Below are 16794 nucleotides of genomic sequence, written 5' to 3' on the forward strand. Positions count from 1 at the left end.
ACTGCTGCGCACGATCCCTGTTATGGAGGAGGCTTATGTCCGATCGGACCCTGGCGTGGACATACGCTGAAGATGCCGTTATCGAAGGGGATATTACCCGGGCGGCCCGCGCCACCGCCGCTGAATTCTCTATCCGGTGCGTGAGTCCGGCCTGCGGCAACTTCCTCACGGTGCTGGCTGCCTGCGCGAAAGTGACCAACGCGGTGGAGATCGGGACGGGCAGCGGAGTGTCCGGTCTTTACCTGCTGCGCGCCGGGGATATTCACCTGACCACGATTGACGTGGAATCCGAAGCCCAACATGTGGCACGTTCCCTCTTCGCTCGAGCCGGGGCCCGCCCTGGAAAAGTGCGCATTATTAACGGGCGCAGTGCTGATATTTTGCCGCGACTAGCGGCCCACTCCTACGATATGGTTCTTGTCGACGGCGATCCCCTTGAGGCGGCCGGTGACTGTGAAGAAGCTTTGCGGATTTTGCGCCCCGGGGGTCTATTGGTAGTGGCTGGCGCCCTCCAGGGCGGTAAGGTCGCTGACCCGGCGCGCCGCGAAGAACCCGTGGTGGCCATTCGCCATCTCATTAAAGCACTTATGCAAGCCGAAGAACTCGATACTAGCCTGGTGCCTCTGGGCGATGGAGTACTAGTCTGCCGGCTGCGCTAACCGGGCCATTCTTCGTTTAAAAGGAGTTTTATCTGGTACCGGTGGCTGACGAGTTAGCCACTCACCCTTTCACCAGAATGCTCCGGTTACAAGCATGCATTTATCCGGGGGCCGCGCCTGCCGGCCGGCCCCCGGATAGGTAGTCGATGCAGATACTTCGGTGGTGCTTACTTCTCCACGCTTGCGAGAGCTTCTTTAAGACTCACGCATTCTTCATCGTTGAGTTCCAGGACGAGGCGTCCGCCGCCATCCACTGGGATGCGGACCACGATTCCGCGCGCTTCACGTTCGACTTCCAACGGTCCATCACCCGTGCGTGGCTTCATAGCTGCCATAGTGGTTTCCTTCCTGTTCGCCGCAACTATGCGACTAACGTCACCCCTAATTCTACTAGAAGTCTGCCACCTGTTCGCGGCGAGCTTGTCGCGTGGCTTGTTCCGCAGTAAGGGACCTCTGACCTGCGATAAGAGCATCGACAGCCTCATGGGCGGTATCCACCACGGTGAAAATATTCGGATCTGCGGGCGAAATCATACCTTCGCTCACGAGGCGCCCGCGGACCCATTCCACGAGACCGCCCCAGAAATCGCTACCCACCAGCACCACCGGGAAACCGGCGACTTTACCTGTTTGTACTAGGGTGAGGGCTTCGAAGAGTTCATCGAGGGTACCAAAACCACCGGGGAGCACCACGAAACCTTGAGAATACTTGAGAAACATTGTTTTGCGCACGAAGAAATACCGGAATTCAATGCCGAGATTGACGTATTCGTTGAGCCCCTGTTCGTGCGGGAGTTCAATTCCCAGGCCGATGGAGAGACCGTCATTCGCCGCCGCGCCTTTATTGGCGGCTTCCATAATCCCCGGCCCGCCACCGGTAATAATCCCGAAGCCTTGCTGGCTGAGAATATCGGCTGTTTCTTCTGCCACCCGGTAGTAACGGGATTCGCGCCCGATGCGCGCCGAACCGAAAATCGAGACGCAGGGTGGCACGTGGGCGAGCGCCCCGAATCCTTCCACGAATTCGGATTGGATGCGCAGCACTCGCCACGGGTCACTGAGGGTCCAGTCCCCGTTGCTCCGGTTGGACAACAGCTTGGTATCCGCGGTGATGGGCGGGATCTGGGCACCGCGCCGGGTTTGTGCCCCGCGCCGATAGTCGCGTGTATTCATGGTTTCTATTGTCCTTCGCTACCTAGGCGCCTTCCACTTCTCTACGCGGAGCGGAAAACTACCTGAGCTCGGCCAGCCCGGCCGCGTCCAGGCCATCAACGGCTTTTTTGACATCCTGAGCTTTATCGCGGGTGGTTACTAGCAGGGCACTTCCGGTATCGATAACGACGGCGCCCGGCACTCCCACCACAACAACGGGCTTCGTCGAGCTGTACACCAGAGAATCCGGCGCATCAACGGCGAGCACCGGGGCCCCCGTGCTTCCCGGGACTCGTTGGGTGGTGAGCTCCCCCGCAGGGATACCTTCAGCGAGGGAATCGTAATCTCCCACATCGGACCAGCCCATATCTGCTGGTACCACGGCCACCCGGCCCGCAGCGGCTGCCGGTTCCGCTACCGCCCTGTCAATGACTTCCTTCGGGATGGACGCCCATATTTCTTCTACCTGCGGATTTTGCCGGACCGAGTCCAGATCCCACAATTGAGCAAGCTGGCGCAGCGGTGCGGCGATATCAGGGCGGTATTCGGTGAGCATATCCATAAGCGTGGCCGCCCGCGCCACGAAAATCCCGGCGTTCCAATAGTAGCCGCCCTGCGCGAGATAACGCGCGGCGGTTTCCGCATCCGGTTTTTCTACGAATTGTTCTACCTGCAAGGCGGCGGAGCTCTCCAGCGGTCCACCGGCGTTCTCCGTGCTCTCTCTGCTAGCGGGCGATCCGCCGGCCGGAGATTGACCGGGAAGTGCCGCACCCGCACGGATATAGCCAAATCCGGTGGCCGGTCCGGTTGGAGTAATCCCGAGGGTAACAAGATAACCGCGGGAGGCAGCCTCCAGCGCCTTGCGCACGGCCGCGGTGAACGCCGCCGTATCGGAAATACGGTGATCGGCCGCGAAGGAACCAACCAGAGCATCCGGATCTGCGCGATGGGCGAGCGCCGCGGCAATACCGATAGCGGCCATAGTGCCACGCGGACTCGGCTCAACCACGTAGTGAAGGGGCATCGTAATACCAGCCAGTTGATCGCGCACAGCCGCGGCATGTGCGGTGCCCGTCACGGTGTAAATACTGGACGCCAGCGGGGCAAGCCTGGTCACCGTATCGTGAATCATGGTGTGCCCCGAACCGAAATCAACCAGGAACTTCGGGTGGTTGGCCCGCGAGAGTGGCCACAGTCGCGAACCGGCTCCCCCGGCGGGAATAATCGCATGGAATGTCACGCCTAGCTATCCTTTCGCTGCGAGCGCGCAAGTTCGCGTTGTCCGCTCACGTAGTGTGCGCGAGCTTCCTCAGCTTTAAGCTGTGCCTCACGCGCCTTTGATTCTAGCTTTTCGGCCCGGCGGCGGGCCAGGTTACCGGCCAGACCTCCCCATTCGGGGAGCTCTTCTTCCTCCTCGCCGGTGGCATTATCCGGTTCGGGCAGGAGGGAACCGGTGATGGGATCATGGGGCCACATGAGTGTTTCCGGAACGGAGAGGGTGACGTAATTGGGCGTGGTGGTCCCCCGCAATTCTTCCGGATCCTGCGCTACGTAAGCCCTTGGCGGGTTCGCCATATACGCGGAGACCATGAGCACAATACGCGAAGCGAGGTTGAGCCACAGCAGCAGGGTGGCAATAGCGGCGAAGGGCGCGAGGAGCGGGTTTCCGGACACGTTGGATACCGCGGAGGTCCCCACTACCCGAATGATGGAGAGGAGGAACGCACCGAGGGCCGCCCCCGTGATGAAATCACGGCGGGGCACCCGGATCCCGGAGGTGAAGCGAATAATGAACATGATGACGAGCGCGTCCACGGTGGCCGCGAGCAGGAAGACCGCGATTTTGGTTCCGAATTGCACGAAGGCCCCGTCCATTCCAACATGGGTAAGGAGCATGGTTCCCACCGAGCCAACGAGGGAACCGATGATCGCGGAGGTAAGGATCCCCAGGGCGAGCACCACGAATCCAGCGAGGCGGAAGAAGATACTCACCACCCCATTTTCGGTTCGTTGATTCACCCCGAACATGGCACCGATGGCAGTGGAGAGCCCGGCCATAATGGACATGGCCGTCCACAGCAGCACCGCGCCAGCGATGATGGTAGCCACCGCGGAGGTTCCCGAGAGGATGAGGTCATCGGGATTGATGAGGCCTTCCCCGGAGGAATCTTGGAGAATACCAGGCAGGGCCGCATTGACGGCATCCACCACGGTTTCCCGCAGCTGCGCGTTTCTTCCGAGAGTAGCCATAAACACGGTCCAGGTTATGGTGAGAGCCGCGGTGATAGCGAAAAGCGCTGAATAGGCGATTCCACCGGCGAGTAGACCCCCACGCGCCTTTCCGTAGCGACCCAAGCCCCGCATAATACGCGTGCCTTGCGCCCATTCGGCCAGGGCTTTTCCTTTGCGAACGACGCCGACTATCCCGCTTTCCGCACCTTGTTCTCCGCTGGGTGCACCGCGCCGAGCGGCGTGCCGCCCCTGCCGGTCCACGCCGAGAGCTTGAGAGAAACCGTCCATCATTGAATTCCGCTTTGTCACATAGCCATCGTACGTGAGGCCTACGACAAAAACAGACGTTTTGATTCCTCAACGGTCCTGAATAGTACGCCTAGAGCTGGTAGTCCACCGTGAGCGGGGCATGGTCGGACCAGCGCTCCGCGTAGGAGGATGCTCGCCCGATAGTAAAGGCTTGCGCGGTGGCGGCAAGTGCCGGGCTGGCCATATGGTAGTCGATGCGCCAGCCCACGTTGTTGTCAAAAGCTTTGCCACGTTGGCTCCACCAGGTGTAGGGGCCTTTGCCCTCATGCCCGCCGCGTTCTAGCAAAGCGCGTTGCACATCCACCCAGGGGCCACCGAACCACCGATCCAGGTAGGCGATTTCATCGTCAAGCACCCCGGAGGTGCGATTGTGGTTGGACTTCCAGTTCTCAATATCAGCTTCGGTGTGAACGATATTGAAGTCCCCGGCAACTAGGGTGCGTGCGGCCGGGTCGAATTGTGCTAGGCGTGCACTCACCCGCTCGAGGTGCGCGTATTTTGCCGCCATTTTTTCCGGATTATCCGCCACTCCCGAATGCAGGTAGGCGCTCACCACCCGCAGCTGGAGATCCGGGAGTTCCACTTCAAGCCAGCGCCCGCTATCCACCGGGGCTTCGGAGCCAACAGGTTCCCCATCGGCTCCCACGCCCAGGTGATCCCGAACTTCACCTACGCCAATGCCTTCGCGTACTGCTACCGCGACTCCAGCCCGGCCTTTGAGTTCGGAAACAGCCGTGTAGACCTGATAACCGGTGCCCGCGAAAATTTCTGCGGTGATATCCGCGGGGGCACGCACTTCTTGGAGCAGGACGATATCCGCCGCGGTAGCCTCCAACCACGCCGCGATTCCTTTTCGCGCCGCCGCGCGAATCCCGTTGACGTTGACAGTGCTGATCCGCATATCATTCCCTTTCGTGTCCAGTCCCGGAATGCTCCGGGAGGATATGTGCTGCCGCGGGTGATCCTGCTGGGATCTGCTGTTCTACGGCACACGGGACCGCCGCGTATTCACCAGCCGTGCCGTGTTGTTCCGCCAGGTAGCGTTCAGCCATATCGACAACGTTGCTGAGCAGCATCACCCGAGTCATCGGGCCGACCCCGCCAGGATTCGGTGATACCCAGGCTGAGTGTTCACGCACGCCCGGGTCTACATCCCCAAGGGTGCGCCATGTGCCTTCCGCGGTGCGCTCCCGGGTTACCCCCACATCAACAACAACGGCGCCGGGCGCCACCCATTCCGAACGAACGAAACCAGCCTGGCCTACCGCGGCGATAATGACATCCGCGTGCCGGCATAGCTCGGGAATATTCGGAGTGCCGGTATGGCAGAGCGTCACGGTGGCGTTAATGTTCTTCCGGGTGAGGAGAAGGCCAATGGTTCGCCCCACCGTGATGCCGCGCCCGAGGACCACTACGTGTTTTCCTGCAAGGTTGAGCCCGTGGCGTTCGATCAGCTCCACTATGCCGGCCGAGGTACAGGGCAGCGGGGAGGTGAGCTGCCCGCTCACGCCTGCCACCAGACGCCCGAGGTTAACCGGGTGAAGACCATCAGCATCTTTATCCGGAGCGATTGCTTCGATGAGGCGGGATTCGGGCATCCCGGCGGGAAGCGGGAGTTGGAGAATATATCCGGTGCAGGCCGGGTTGGCATTGAGCTCATGCAGCGCAGCGGCAACTTCTGCCGCGCTCGCGCTAGCCGGCAGCTCTACTTGCAGAGAAGCGATACCTACCTCCGCGCAATCACGGTGCTTACCGCGTACATACGCCGCGGAAGCCGGATCATCGCCCACCAGCACCGTTCCAAGCCCGGGAGTGTAGCCGCGGGCGCGCAGGGCATCCACCCGCACCCGCAGTTCGTCTTTGATAGTGGCGGCGACGGCGCGCCCGTCCAGAAGTTGTGCTGCCATTACTGACCTTCCCCGCTCCGGGTGGCGCCAACCTGGTCCAGACCAGCGTAGAGCGGGAAGCGGTCCGTGAGCGCGCGTACCCGGGTGCGCAGTTCTTCGACCGGTGCCGCGTGCCCCCCGATGAGGGCGCGGGCGATAATATCGGCAACTTCCGTGAATTCTTCCGGGCCGAAGCCGCGGGTGGCCAGCGCCGGGGTGCCGATGCGCAGCCCGGAGGTGACGAACGGCGGGCGGGGGTCATAGGGAACCCCGTTGCGGTTGACGGTAATGCCGATACTACCGAGCAGGTCCTCCCCTTCCCGACCGTTGATCGCGGCATTGCGCAGATCCACAAGGACCAGGTGGACATCCGTGCCCCCGGAAATAATCGAAATTCCGGCCTGAGCCACATCAGCTTCCGTGAGCCGCGCGGCCAGGATCTGGGCCCCTTCCAGGGTGCGGCGTTGGCGCTCGCGGAATTCTGCCGTGGCAGCGTACCCGAGAGCCACCGCTTTCGCGGCTACCACGTGCATGAGCGGGCCTCCCTGGTTGCCCGGGAATACCGCGGAATTAAGCTTCTTGCCGTATTCCTCCCCACGCGCGGAAAGGATCATCCCCGAGCGAGGCCCACCTAGGGTTTTATGGATGGTGGTGGTGACCACATCCGAGTACGGGAGGGGATTGGGGTGCAGCCCTGCGGCTACCAGCCCGGCGAAATGGGCCATATCAGTCCACAACACGGCACCGACTTCATCGGCAATGGAACGGAAGGCCGCGAAATCCACATGCCGCGGATAGGCCGACCACCCGGCGATAATCATGGCGGGGCGTTCGCGCAGGGCGGTTTCACGCACCTCATCCATATCGAGAAGATAGGTTTCCGGGTTGACGTGGTAGGCAGCCACATCGTAATTGCGCCCGGAGAAATTAAGTTTCATGCCGTGGGTAAGATGCCCGCCCTGATCAAGGGCCATACCCAGTACTTTCGCCCCCGGTTTCACCATCGCGTGGTAGACAGCGGCATTCGCTGAGGCACCCGAATGCGGTTGCACATTGGCGTAATCCGCCCCGAAAAGGCTTTTTGCCCGCTCTATGGCGAGGATTTCGACCTTATCCACCCATTCGCAGCCCCCGTAATAGCGCCGCCCGGGATAACCTTCCGCGTACTTATTGGTGAGAACAGAGCCTTGAGCTTGCAAAACCGCGCGGGAAACAAAGTTTTCCGAAGCGATCATTTCCAAGCCCTCTTGCTGGCGGCGTAATTCCCCGGTGAGAATCGCGGCAACTTCCGGGTCCGCCACGGCCAAAGGTTCATCCAGTGGTGTACTCATGTCTCTCCTCCACACCTTCCACGCCTTCGCTGTTAGGTCGACAGTCTACCGCGGGGTTACGACACAAAAATTGTGGCGCAGATTTCCGGACCACGCGGGCCGTTGCGGCGTCGTCGTACACAGGCTCGTAGAAAATGCAGCCGCTCCGCGCAGAAACACCGCGCCGCACGGAACACCGCGTCGCTCAGGAAATCTTGGGGGCGCTCAGGTCTGCGCGGGAGAGATCCGCGGCGGGGCTCTTCGTGATGAGTTTGTGGCCCCACCACAGGCCAAAGAACAACGGCAATCCGATATAGGAAGAGAGCAGATCGAGGGCGCCACCGCCGGAGGTAATAATGAGGTAGCTCTGCCCCACGATTACCACCGCGCACATCACCAGCGCCACGATGGGACCGGCCGGGTAGAACCGTGCCTTGAAGGGGAGTTCGTCGAGGCTACGGCCTTGAGCGATAAAAGCGCGCCGGAAATTGTAATGGCTCCACGCGATACCCATCCACGTGATAAAACCGGCCAGTCCGGAAGCATTGACGAGCCAGGCATAAGCTTTGCCGTCGCCCATAAAGGAGGAGATGAAGCAGGCGGTGGCCACCAGAATCGTGATGATCATGGCGTTGAGTGGGACGCCGCGGCGGGTCAGGCGCGCCAGGAATTTCGGGGCGCTGCCCTGCTCGGCGAGAGCGAAAAGCATGCGGGTGGACACATAAAGTCCGGAATTACCAGCGGAGAGCACCGCGGTGAGAATAACGGCGTTCATGACGGCGGCCGCGAAAGCCACCCCGGCGCGCTCGAACACCAGAGTGAAGGGCGAAACCGCAATATCGGAAATGTCGGTGCGCAGTAGGTTCGGATCGCTATAGGCCACCAGGGTACCCACCACCACGATGGCGCCGATATAGAAAATGAGGATACGCCAGAAAATTGTGCGAGTGGCACGCGGGACCGTGGTGGCGGGGTCGCGGGCCTCCCCCGCGGCGATCCCCACCATTTCGGTACCCTGGAAGGAGAAACCGGCCACCATGAAGACCGCGAGGATTCCCGCGCCGCCATTGACGAACGGTGCCTCACCTTCCGTCCAGTGAGCCAGTCCCGGGCTGGCACCGAAAACACCGACGATCATGAGGAGCCCCACCGCAATAAAGGCGAGAACCGTCACCACTTTGATGAGAGCGAACCAGAATTCACCTTCGCCGTAGGTGCGCACCGAGAGCGCGTTGAGCAAAATGAGGAGGGCCAGGAAGACCGCAGACCACACCCAGCCGGGCGTATCCGGATACCAGTACTTCATGACGAGCGCCGCGGCGGACAGCTCGGCGGCCACGGTGATCGCCCAGTTGTACCAGTAGTTCCAGCCGGTAGCGAAACCGAAAGAAGGCGAAACGAAACGCCGTCCGTATTCTTCGAAGGAGCCGGCCACCGGCAGGTAGGCCGCCATTTCCCCTAAGGATTGCATGAGGAGGTAGACCATCATGCCGATAAGCCCGTAGGCCACCAGCGCTCCGCCCGGGCCGGCCTGACTGATTGTTTCTCCCGAGGCCACGAAAAGCCCGGTGCCAATCGCCCCGCCCACCGCGATCATGGTGAGGTGGCGGGCGTGCAGGCCGCGCTGCAGTTGCGGCTCGGCGGATTGTTGCGGCTGCTCGGATCGCTCAGCCTGCCCAGCTTGCGTAGCTCGCCCAGGTTGTCCAGCATGCTCTGGTGCCACGTTATCTCAGCTCCTTCATCGCGGCGCCCCTGTGGGCGAGCCCGCTCCCCGCGGTGACCGCGCCACCGCCTCAGTGCTTCGTTCGTACCGGCACACGGTAGTGTACGCCAACGGTGATGCGCCACCGCTTCTCAGAGCGTGAGCCACGGGTCTATTTCCGGCTGGTTCGGGGTGTAGCGGCAGCCGGTTCGGGGTGTAGTGCGGTTTAGGGCGCGGTTTACCGGGTGGATGCGGCCCGGTGAGCCGCATTATTGTTCTGGTATTCAATAAGAACGACGGCGCTAGCCACGTTCCCATCGTGACTCATCGACACGTGAATATTCACGCTCCCCAGGGTTTTATGAACCGCCCCGGCTATCGGCGCCCCGAGGATAATCGCCGGGCGCCCCCAGCGGTCGTTGGTGACTTCGATAGCGTCCCAATGCCCCTCGGGTAGTACCGGTTGGGAACCGTAGAGAGCCGCCGACCACGCTTTAATAAAAGCCTCCTTGGCCGCCCACCGCGCCGCCAGGTGGGGGGCGAGCTCCGCGGCCGGAATAACAGTTTCAAAGCCGGCATCTTCAGCGGCCGGGGTAGCGAAAGCTCCGGCGGCCTCAGTGCGGGTGTGGCGTTGGGCCCGGCGAATCGCGTAGCGCATTTCCCGCGCGGTAAAAACATTGCGGAAGCGGGACCCGGGTAGATCCAGCTGCTGAGCGAAGGCATCGATGGCGACGGTATCGGTTCCAATTCCCGCGATCACCGCGTGCTCCTTCCCGGTGACGTATCACTGTGGCCAGCTCCAGGCCAAAGCGGCGCCGTCGTTCCCTGTGACTTTCGCTCACACGTAACTTTTCCCTTTTATGGTAAACGAGACCACCGGTTCTTGTCTGCTCTTCCCGACTTTCGCTTTCTCTCTTCCATTCGCCGCTGAGCTGGACAAAGATAGTGCCTATGGCATCGATAGAGACAACCGGTATCGAAATAGTCGACGATAGTGAGCGCACCGCGAAACCCCGGCATCTTTTCCTGCCGTGGTTCGCCTCGAATATCTCCGTTTTTGGGATGAGTTACGGGGCGTGGGTGCTTGGATTTGGTATTTCTTTCCCGCAGGCGCTGGTTATCACGGTCATCGCCGTGATTCTTTCCTTTGCTATTTGCGGGGTCATCGCGCTGGGCGGCAAACGCGGCTCGGTGCCTACGATGGTCATGTCCCGGGCAGCTTTCGGGGTCAGCGGCGCGAAAATTCCGGGCATTATTTCCTGGCTGACCTCCATCGGCTGGGAAACTTCGCTGGCCATTACCGCAGTTCTGGCCACCAATACGGTGCTCGCGCGGCTGGGGTGGGCCGGGGAAGATTCCACCACGGTCAAAGTGGTAGCGGCCGCAATTGTTGCCACCCTCATCGTTTTGGGCGCGGTGGCCGGCTACCACATTATTATGAAAATGCAGGCGGTTCTCACGTGGATCACCGGCATCACCACCATTATCTATATTATTTTAGTTTTCCCGCATCTCGACGCCGGCGCGCTCTTCTCCCACTCTTCCGGCTCAGTTGCAGCCATGCTCGGAGCTTTCGTCATGGTACTCACCGGCATGGGCCTGGGCTGGGTGAATATCGCGGCGGATTGGTCGCGCTACCAGAGCCGGGAGGCGCGCGGAAGCCACATTATTTTCTGGAATACCCTGGGCGGTTCCCTCGGCCCGGTGGTGCTCATTAGTTTCGGTCTTATGCTGGCCGGTTCAGATGACGCCCTCTCCGAAGCCATCGGCTCTGACCCGGTCGGGGCACTGGCCACCATCCTGCCCACCTGGTTCCTTCTCCCCTTCCTTCTCACCGCAATTCTTTCGCTGCTGTCGGGCGCGATTAACGGTATTTATTCTTCCGGGCTCACGCTCCTGACCCTGGGGATTCGGATTCCGCGGCCGCTCGCCTCCCTTATCGACGGTGTCATTCTCACCGTGGGAACCGTATACGTCACCTTCTTCTCGCCCACGTTTATCGGCCCCTTCCAGTCCTTCCTGGTCACCTTGGGGGTACCGCTTGCCGCGTGGACCGGCATCATGATGGCGGATATTACTTTGCGTAAGCGTGATTATGACGACGCCGCACTCTTCTCCCCCACCGGCCGCTACGGCAAGTACAACGTGACCTCACTGGCCATCTTGGCGGTGTGCTGTGTGATCGGCTGGGGTCTGGTAGTCAACGGCTTCTCCGATGCCCCCTTCAATGATTGGCAGGGCTACCTCCTCCCCCTCATCGGCGGGGTGGACGGGCCCCTCGGTTCGGGCAATATTGGAGTGATCCTGGCCCTCATCATCGGCTTCGTGGCCTACTACGCCCTGTGCGGGGCGCGGGTGCGGCGCCAGGAAGTTGAGATGATTTAGCGCTCGCATACGCAAGTGGGGCGGACATTTTTATGCTGTCCGCCCCACACCAGTCCCATTTGTTGGAACTGCATCGTTGGTACGATTTTTGCATGGTTAATCTACGCAAAATTATGGGGATCCCCTTAGTTTTCGGGTTTGGTATCGCAACTCTTGCGAGCTGTTCACAAGAAGAACCAGCGAGGAGCTCTGCACCCTCGACTCCAGCCGCAGCCTCTCAGTCAGGTGATGACTCCAATCAATGGATGCTTAACCAAGGTCCTCGAAAACCGACGCCCACGCCCCAAAAACCTTCCCTTAAAACATTCAATGTCGGCGACACCATTACGTTGCCTTCGGCAACGTTTACCGTCAAAACTATTGAACAAAGGGAAGAAATTCCCTCCTCAAGTCCCCAGTACATTCCTGATTTCGTTGCACCTGAAGGCAAGCGCCTTTGGTATTTTGACATCGACTGGACAAACACAACAAATGACGCAATCATGTCGGAATGCCATGGTCCTTACAAGTTTAATCTCACCGCATACGACATTAACGGCGTCCAAATGCTCGAAGTCGAACAACCAGGAATGATTGAAGGGCAAAATTGTTCGAGTGGATTACTAAAAGGAGAATCAGGGAACTGGAAGACAGCATTCACAAGTCTTGACGCGGACTTTGGTTGGGCTATCTTTGAGGACTACGGTGGAGGCAGAGCAATCGTAGTCAAAGACCCAAGCCTCGATCTAGTTGAAATAAAAGAATAAGATTACTGTAAGTAGATTAGCGATCTCTACCACTTGTAGTGCTCGGAAGACCATTTTAACGGTGGGGGCGTATCGGTAACCAACTCGATACGCCCCTTTCGTTTAGTCACGACCTGCGATCACTAGCCCTAGAAAAGTTCAAGCTAGTAATAGCAGCATCCTGACTACCTACATGTTTATTAGTTTTATTGCTGCTTTTTGACCACCAGTACGATAGCCCAGATGGAGAAGGCAATATCCACGATGGTGGCGAGGATAAAGAGAATAAAACCAATACCCACGCTGGCAACCTCAGAGAATTCAGAAAGCTTCGACAGCGCGTTCATGCTCCCGATGAAGAGCAGAATCCCGAAAAGCAAACCCACCCCACCGGCGGTGGCCATGGTCCACTTCTTCTTGATGACAAGAGCGAGCGTGGAGAAAACAGCCGCAATGAGGTAGCAGAGAATGATCATCCACGCCGATTCGGCATCCCCTGTCATCATGCTGGCGGAAAAACCGAAGGCAGAGGCGAAGGGCAGGAAAACGCTGAGCATCGCAAGTACCTGAGCACCAATGAGCACGGCCGGCACGATCGTACGCCAGTTGATACCGCCTGTTGCGGAAGCATTCGCGAAACTCTGGCGCATCGCGCCGGCCTGCTGGGCGACCGCCGGAGCTACCCGGTTGTTCACAAATTCCTTGGCCCCGGTGGCGAATTGCTTGAGACCTTCTTTCATATCCCCCACGGAATTATCGGGAATGCCCGGCCCTGCCACGGTACCCTGGGCCACGGCCTCCTGGTATTCCCGCAACGTGGGTTCGCGCCCGTTATCCAGTTGGAAACGAGCCTGCCACTGTTCGGTGGTGAGGGGCTGCGAGACATGCGCGGCGGGCTGCTGGAACTGAGGTGCGGACTGCTCTTCCGGCTGCACTGCCGGTTGCTGAGCCTGCGCACCCTGCGGGGCCTGCTGCGCCGGGGCTTCGGCCTGGCGCTCGCGAATCCAGGAGACCAGCGCCGGATAGCACTGCGGGTGGACCGCGATAGCCTCCCAGAGGTCGGGACGCTGAGCCGCGATATCAGCAAGATCCCGCGCGGTAATCTGCGGGTCCGCCAAGTTCTCAAGGGTCATCGTGCGCGGATCGTACATCATAGCCGTTCTACTTTCTCCCATAGAATTTTCGTGCCGTGACAACGCGGACGAAAACCCGTGTAGCTACTAATAGTTTCTATGGTTAACATACGGAGTTTTCTCCTGTAGCAACTGTATCCCAGCTACCCTGGATACGTGGAGTTTATGAAAAACTCTACAGGTACGACGGCGGGGCTCATCACGCGAGTTCCACCTTCCACGTCACCGTACTCCATCTGTGAGGAAGGACTTTCTATGACTAACGGACCTGACCAGTTCCCACCGTCCACGCCGGTGCCGCCACCCCCGCCTCCGCCTCCGCCGCCTTCCGCGCCGACGCCCGAGGACGCGGAGCTGACCCGGACTATTCCGCACGTCGAGGAGGTGCCGGCAGCGCAGCCGGAAGCTACCCCGGCGTATCCGCTCGCGGTTCCGGTGCCTCCCCCGCAGCCCGATCCGGAGGCCGCATTCCCTGCTGAGACCCCCGCTGCAGATTCGCCCGCGCCAGCGGCGCCGTCGCCCCTGCCCCCAAGCGGGCCTGAAGCATGGCTCACCGCCGAGGCTGATGCGGGTGCGCCCACCCATATCGCACTTCCGCGCATGCTCGAGGAGATTCCGAGTGCGACCAGTGCCGGGGCTGCCCCGGATGCGATACCGGCTCCTGGCTACGCACCCGCTCCCGGTTATGTGCCGCACTCGGACTACGGTACCTCGCCGCAGAGCTACGCACCTCCGAGTGGCTACGGCACCGCGCCGAGTCCCGCGGCAGGACCTTGGGCGCAGGGAGGAATGTACCCGGCCGCTGCGATGCCCGCGGTGCCATATCAGAAGAAATCACATAAGAAATTGTGGATCAGCCTGGCGGTTTTGCTGGTGCTCGTCGTGGCGGGCGTTATTGGTTTTAAGGTAACGGCCAGTAAATTCGCGCCGGAGAAAACTGCCGAGGCATATCTCTCCGCGATTGTGGAAGGGAAGGCCAGCGCAGCGCTCGAGGTATACGACCCGAATGTGCGTTCCGGGGAGCGCCTATTCCTCAGCGATGAGATTTATAGCAAGGCCACGAATCGGCCCACCGATTTTGAGGTAATCTCCGCCTTTAAACAATCGCAGCCGGGCGGGAAAAATACCGTGCACGTGAACGCCGAATTCACCATCGATATGAAGAAATATCCGGTTGACCTCACGCTCAGCGAGCGCGGCAAGAAATTCCTGTTCTTCTCCGAATGGCAAGTGACCGATGCGCCACTGGGGACCGTGGAGCTACGTTCCGCCACGCCGCGGGTGACTATTAATGGGGTCGACGTCGATCTTTCGACCACGGTGGACCCGGCCACGAAGGGCGAGCGTGCCAGCGAGTACTACTCACTCCCCGCTTTCCCGGGGACCTACACGGTGGGTGCCCAGGGCGGTGATACCTTCGTGAGTTTCGGGGAGGCGGAGAGTGTATCCGTTCCGGTTATTGGCCCGGGTTCCTCGGCATCCATTGAACCGAGCTTCACCCCCGAGGTAACCGCGGAAATCCAAAAGCAGGTCAATTCCCGCTACGAGGCGTGCATGCCCGCTAATACCTTCGAGGTGCAAGACTGCCCCGAATTGAATATGAGCGATCCTCTTTTCCAGGCCGTGACGGAGATTCGACGCTCGTGGAAGGAAGAACCTAAGGTCGAGGTGGAGGCCTCCAGCCTGCGCTACGAGAATGGCGCTTATGTGGGCACCGCCAAGGTCAAGGGCAAGGCGATTATTAATTACAAGCAGCGCTACAGCGAGAAGGATCCCTGGAAAGAATCGGAGTGGCCGGTCAATATCTGGGTGAACCGCACCCTGCGCTTCGAAGTGAAGGACGGGGCGATCACGGTGGATTTCTCCAAGGATAATTACGGCTGGTAAACGTGGGCTCATAACGGCATACCGTTAGCTCGGATCCAGTCCAGTACTGCATGAACCGGGCCCGGTGCCGCACGACGGACCGGGCCCGGTGCCGCACGGTGGACCGGGCCCGATGCCGCACGGTGGACCGGGCCCGGTATGTGTTTTCCGGGGTGTACTGCGAATGTCGTACATACGAAGTACAGCGCTGAAAACACCTGGCGCCCCCGCAGATGCTGGTGTGACTCCTGCGGTTTGACTTATAGGACCTCAGTTCGACTATAGGAACTCAGTTCACCCAGGATTCCCTCAGCTCACCCAGGATTCCAGAAGAGTCGTTATCTCGCTTCGAATACTTTCGGGTGAGAAGCCCTCATCCACCTCAAGGTTTTCTATTCCCACGTGGCCATCTTTTACCCGAGCCGCGACACGCCCGATAATCTGCTCATCACACAGAATCGGCATCCCGAAATATCCAAACTCCCGTTTATGCGCGGGCTTATATGCCTCGAGTCGATAGTCTTTTCCGAAAAGCTCACGCTGGCGCGAGCGCGTCCAGATAAGCGAATCGAAGGGAGATAGCAGCGTCATACTGCCCGTTTCCCAACGGGCGTTATGTAGTTCCTCCATGAGGGCCTCGTGAGCAAGCCACGTTCCGGCCAGCCCGCGCACCTCAACCGCTACATATCCGTCCGCAAAACAATGCTCGCGGATATTCGCGCTTTTCGGGAACCTGAAATAATCCACCACATCGTCAAGGCGCGCAATCCCGAGTGCCCTCAGGGCTAGCGCAACGGTTTTATTCAGGCTTGTATCCGCATCGAGAAGCTCCACGTCCGGCAAACCCGCTTGCTCGGGCGTGCAGTAAATTCTTTGCCACTTCTCGTCTCGGCTGATCACCGCGAGTTCACCAATGCTCAGCAACCATTCACAGGCAGTTTTAACCGGGCTGCTGCGCTCCCAGCCCTGCCCCACCGCTCGCCCGAGCTGCGAGTGCACCATCGGGCCGTTCTCGCGTATGCGTTCCAGCACGGCCCGCGCCACATCGTCATCGACCTGGAGACCGGATAACCCGTGCTCTTTAATACGGCGACGACGCCAATGGAGCAAGGGCCATATTAACCTGGGCATAAGCGAATGCGCGTGGCCCCAAGTTTCGAAGAGGCCAGTCGAACTCTCGTGCAGCAGCGGTAAGCTCTGTTTATCGACCCCGCGGGCCAGCAGAACCAATTCTTGAGATCTGCGTACGGCCTGTAGCGAATCAATCTGGACGCAGCCGGGGCGCTGGAAAACATCGGCGATAGAAGGCTCGGCGCTGCGAACTTCCGGGGCGAGCATCTGCGCCGTCACCGCAATTTTCCGCGCTGTTGCAATATCGATGCGATACCGCGGCTCACTATCAGGATTCACCATCACGGTATTGAAACATCCGCTG

15 protein-coding genes are annotated in these 16794 nt (G+C 60.0%); 4 read left to right on the plus strand and 11 right to left on the minus strand.

Annotated features, from left to right (window positions below):
• Positions 1–35 precede the first annotated feature (35 nt).
• Positions 36–659 carry an O-methyltransferase gene (locus tag HMPREF9237_RS06750; protein WP_016442992.1) on the plus strand — a complete coding sequence of 208 codons (624 nt, stop codon included), beginning with the start codon at positions 36–38 and terminating at the stop codon, positions 657–659.
• A 167-nt stretch (positions 660–826) separates the two neighbouring features.
• On the opposite strand, the gene HMPREF9237_RS09330 is transcribed toward HMPREF9237_RS06750, so the two are convergent.
• The 9 genes from HMPREF9237_RS09330 to HMPREF9237_RS06790 all read right to left on the minus strand — a co-directional run bounded on the left by HMPREF9237_RS09330 (position 827) and on the right by HMPREF9237_RS06790 (position 10010).
• Positions 827–994: a DUF3117 domain-containing protein gene (locus HMPREF9237_RS09330; RefSeq protein WP_016442993.1), complete on the minus strand. Its 168-nt coding sequence runs from the start codon at positions 992–994 to the stop codon at positions 827–829.
• A gap of 55 nt (positions 995–1049) precedes the next feature.
• Positions 1050–1832 (minus strand): TIGR00730 family Rossman fold protein, encoded by a 783-nt coding sequence (locus HMPREF9237_RS06755; protein WP_016442994.1) that lies wholly within the window; start codon positions 1830–1832, stop codon positions 1050–1052.
• A 58-nt stretch (positions 1833–1890) separates the two neighbouring features.
• Positions 1891–3051, minus strand: a complete 1161-nt coding sequence (locus tag HMPREF9237_RS06760) for a mannose-1-phosphate guanylyltransferase (RefSeq protein WP_016442995.1) — start codon at positions 3049–3051, stop codon at positions 1891–1893.
• Positions 3052–3053: 2 nt separating this feature from the next.
• Complete coding sequence (locus HMPREF9237_RS06765) at positions 3054–4352, minus strand: YihY/virulence factor BrkB family protein (protein WP_231366714.1); 1299 nt, start codon at positions 4350–4352, stop codon at positions 3054–3056.
• A gap of 70 nt (positions 4353–4422) precedes the next feature.
• Positions 4423–5253: an exodeoxyribonuclease III gene (locus HMPREF9237_RS06770; protein WP_016442997.1), complete on the minus strand. Its 831-nt coding sequence runs from the start codon at positions 5251–5253 to the stop codon at positions 4423–4425.
• Between the two features lies 1 nt (position 5254).
• Positions 5255–6259: a bifunctional methylenetetrahydrofolate dehydrogenase/methenyltetrahydrofolate cyclohydrolase gene (locus HMPREF9237_RS06775; protein WP_016442998.1), complete on the minus strand. Its 1005-nt coding sequence runs from the start codon at positions 6257–6259 to the stop codon at positions 5255–5257.
• The gene (glyA, locus tag HMPREF9237_RS06780; protein WP_016442999.1) at positions 6259–7569 is read right to left on the minus strand and encodes a serine hydroxymethyltransferase; all 1311 of its coding nucleotides are present in this window, start codon (positions 7567–7569) and stop codon (positions 6259–6261) included. The genes HMPREF9237_RS06775 and glyA overlap by 1 nt, the downstream gene beginning before the upstream one ends.
• Positions 7570–7753: 184 nt before the next feature.
• Entirely contained in the window at positions 7754–9145 is a 1392-nt protein-coding gene (locus HMPREF9237_RS06785; protein WP_081637335.1) for an amino acid permease, read from the minus strand.
• A 343-nt stretch (positions 9146–9488) separates the two neighbouring features.
• A complete protein-coding gene (locus HMPREF9237_RS06790) occupies positions 9489–10010 on the minus strand; it encodes a holo-ACP synthase (protein WP_016443001.1) in 522 nt (173 codons plus the stop codon).
• Between the two features lie 191 nt (positions 10011–10201).
• Between HMPREF9237_RS06790 and HMPREF9237_RS06795 the strand changes: the two genes are divergently transcribed.
• Both HMPREF9237_RS06795 and HMPREF9237_RS09510 read left to right on the plus strand, forming a co-directional pair.
• Positions 10202–11635, plus strand: coding sequence for a purine-cytosine permease family protein (locus tag HMPREF9237_RS06795; RefSeq protein WP_016443002.1), 1434 nt, complete (start codon positions 10202–10204; stop codon positions 11633–11635).
• 92 nt (positions 11636–11727) lie between these two features.
• Positions 11728–12381 (plus strand): hypothetical protein, encoded by a 654-nt coding sequence (locus tag HMPREF9237_RS09510; protein ID WP_155875957.1) that lies wholly within the window; start codon positions 11728–11730, stop codon positions 12379–12381.
• A gap of 185 nt (positions 12382–12566) precedes the next feature.
• Here HMPREF9237_RS09510 and HMPREF9237_RS06800 read toward each other — a convergent pair whose 3' ends face one another.
• Positions 12567–13514: a hypothetical protein gene (locus HMPREF9237_RS06800; protein ID WP_039898890.1), complete on the minus strand. Its 948-nt coding sequence runs from the start codon at positions 13512–13514 to the stop codon at positions 12567–12569.
• A 234-nt stretch (positions 13515–13748) separates the two neighbouring features.
• Here HMPREF9237_RS06800 and HMPREF9237_RS06805 point away from each other — a divergent pair, with 234 nt between their 5' ends.
• Complete coding sequence (locus HMPREF9237_RS06805; RefSeq protein WP_016443005.1) at positions 13749–15380, plus strand: hypothetical protein; 1632 nt, start codon at positions 13749–13751, stop codon at positions 15378–15380.
• Positions 15381–15668: 288 nt separating this feature from the next.
• On the opposite strand, the gene HMPREF9237_RS06810 is transcribed toward HMPREF9237_RS06805, so the two are convergent.
• Positions 15669–16772 carry a DNA glycosylase AlkZ-like family protein gene (locus HMPREF9237_RS06810; RefSeq protein WP_016443006.1) on the minus strand — a complete coding sequence of 368 codons (1104 nt, stop codon included), beginning with the start codon at positions 16770–16772 and terminating at the stop codon, positions 15669–15671.
• Positions 16773–16794 lie beyond the last annotated feature (22 nt).

This window comes from Actinotignum schaalii FB123-CNA-2 (assembly GCF_000411135.1).
GTDB lineage: Bacteria > Actinomycetota > Actinomycetes > Actinomycetales > Actinomycetaceae > Actinotignum > Actinotignum schaalii_A.

What these genes read in the sequence shown, in the direction of transcription:
- HMPREF9237_RS06810 (WP_016443006.1), bottom strand. Translation starts at nt 16,772, where the DNA reads ATGGTGAATCCTGATAGTGAGCCGCGGTATCGCATCGATATTGCAACA.
- HMPREF9237_RS06800 (WP_039898890.1), bottom strand. Translation starts at nt 13,514, where the DNA reads ATGATGTACGATCCGCGCACGATGACCCTTGAGAACTTGGCGGACCCG.
- glyA (WP_016442999.1), bottom strand. Translation starts at nt 7,569, where the DNA reads ATGAGTACACCACTGGATGAACCTTTGGCCGTGGCGGACCCGGAAGTT.
- HMPREF9237_RS06795 (WP_016443002.1), top strand. Translation starts at nt 10,202, where the DNA reads ATGGCATCGATAGAGACAACCGGTATCGAAATAGTCGACGATAGTGAG.
- HMPREF9237_RS06770 (WP_016442997.1), bottom strand. Translation starts at nt 5,253, where the DNA reads ATGCGGATCAGCACTGTCAACGTCAACGGGATTCGCGCGGCGGCGCGA.
- HMPREF9237_RS06755 (WP_016442994.1), bottom strand. Translation starts at nt 1,832, where the DNA reads ATGAATACACGCGACTATCGGCGCGGGGCACAAACCCGGCGCGGTGCC.
- HMPREF9237_RS06785 (WP_081637335.1), bottom strand. Translation starts at nt 9,145, where the DNA reads ATGATCGCGGTGGGCGGGGCGATTGGCACCGGGCTTTTCGTGGCCTCG.
- HMPREF9237_RS06775 (WP_016442998.1), bottom strand. Translation starts at nt 6,259, where the DNA reads ATGGCAGCACAACTTCTGGACGGGCGCGCCGTCGCCGCCACTATCAAA.
- HMPREF9237_RS06750 (WP_016442992.1), top strand. Translation starts at nt 36, where the DNA reads ATGTCCGATCGGACCCTGGCGTGGACATACGCTGAAGATGCCGTTATC.
- HMPREF9237_RS06805 (WP_016443005.1), top strand. Translation starts at nt 13,749, where the DNA reads ATGACTAACGGACCTGACCAGTTCCCACCGTCCACGCCGGTGCCGCCA.
- HMPREF9237_RS09330 (WP_016442993.1), bottom strand. Translation starts at nt 994, where the DNA reads ATGGCAGCTATGAAGCCACGCACGGGTGATGGACCGTTGGAAGTCGAA.
- HMPREF9237_RS09510 (WP_155875957.1), top strand. Translation starts at nt 11,728, where the DNA reads ATGGTTAATCTACGCAAAATTATGGGGATCCCCTTAGTTTTCGGGTTT.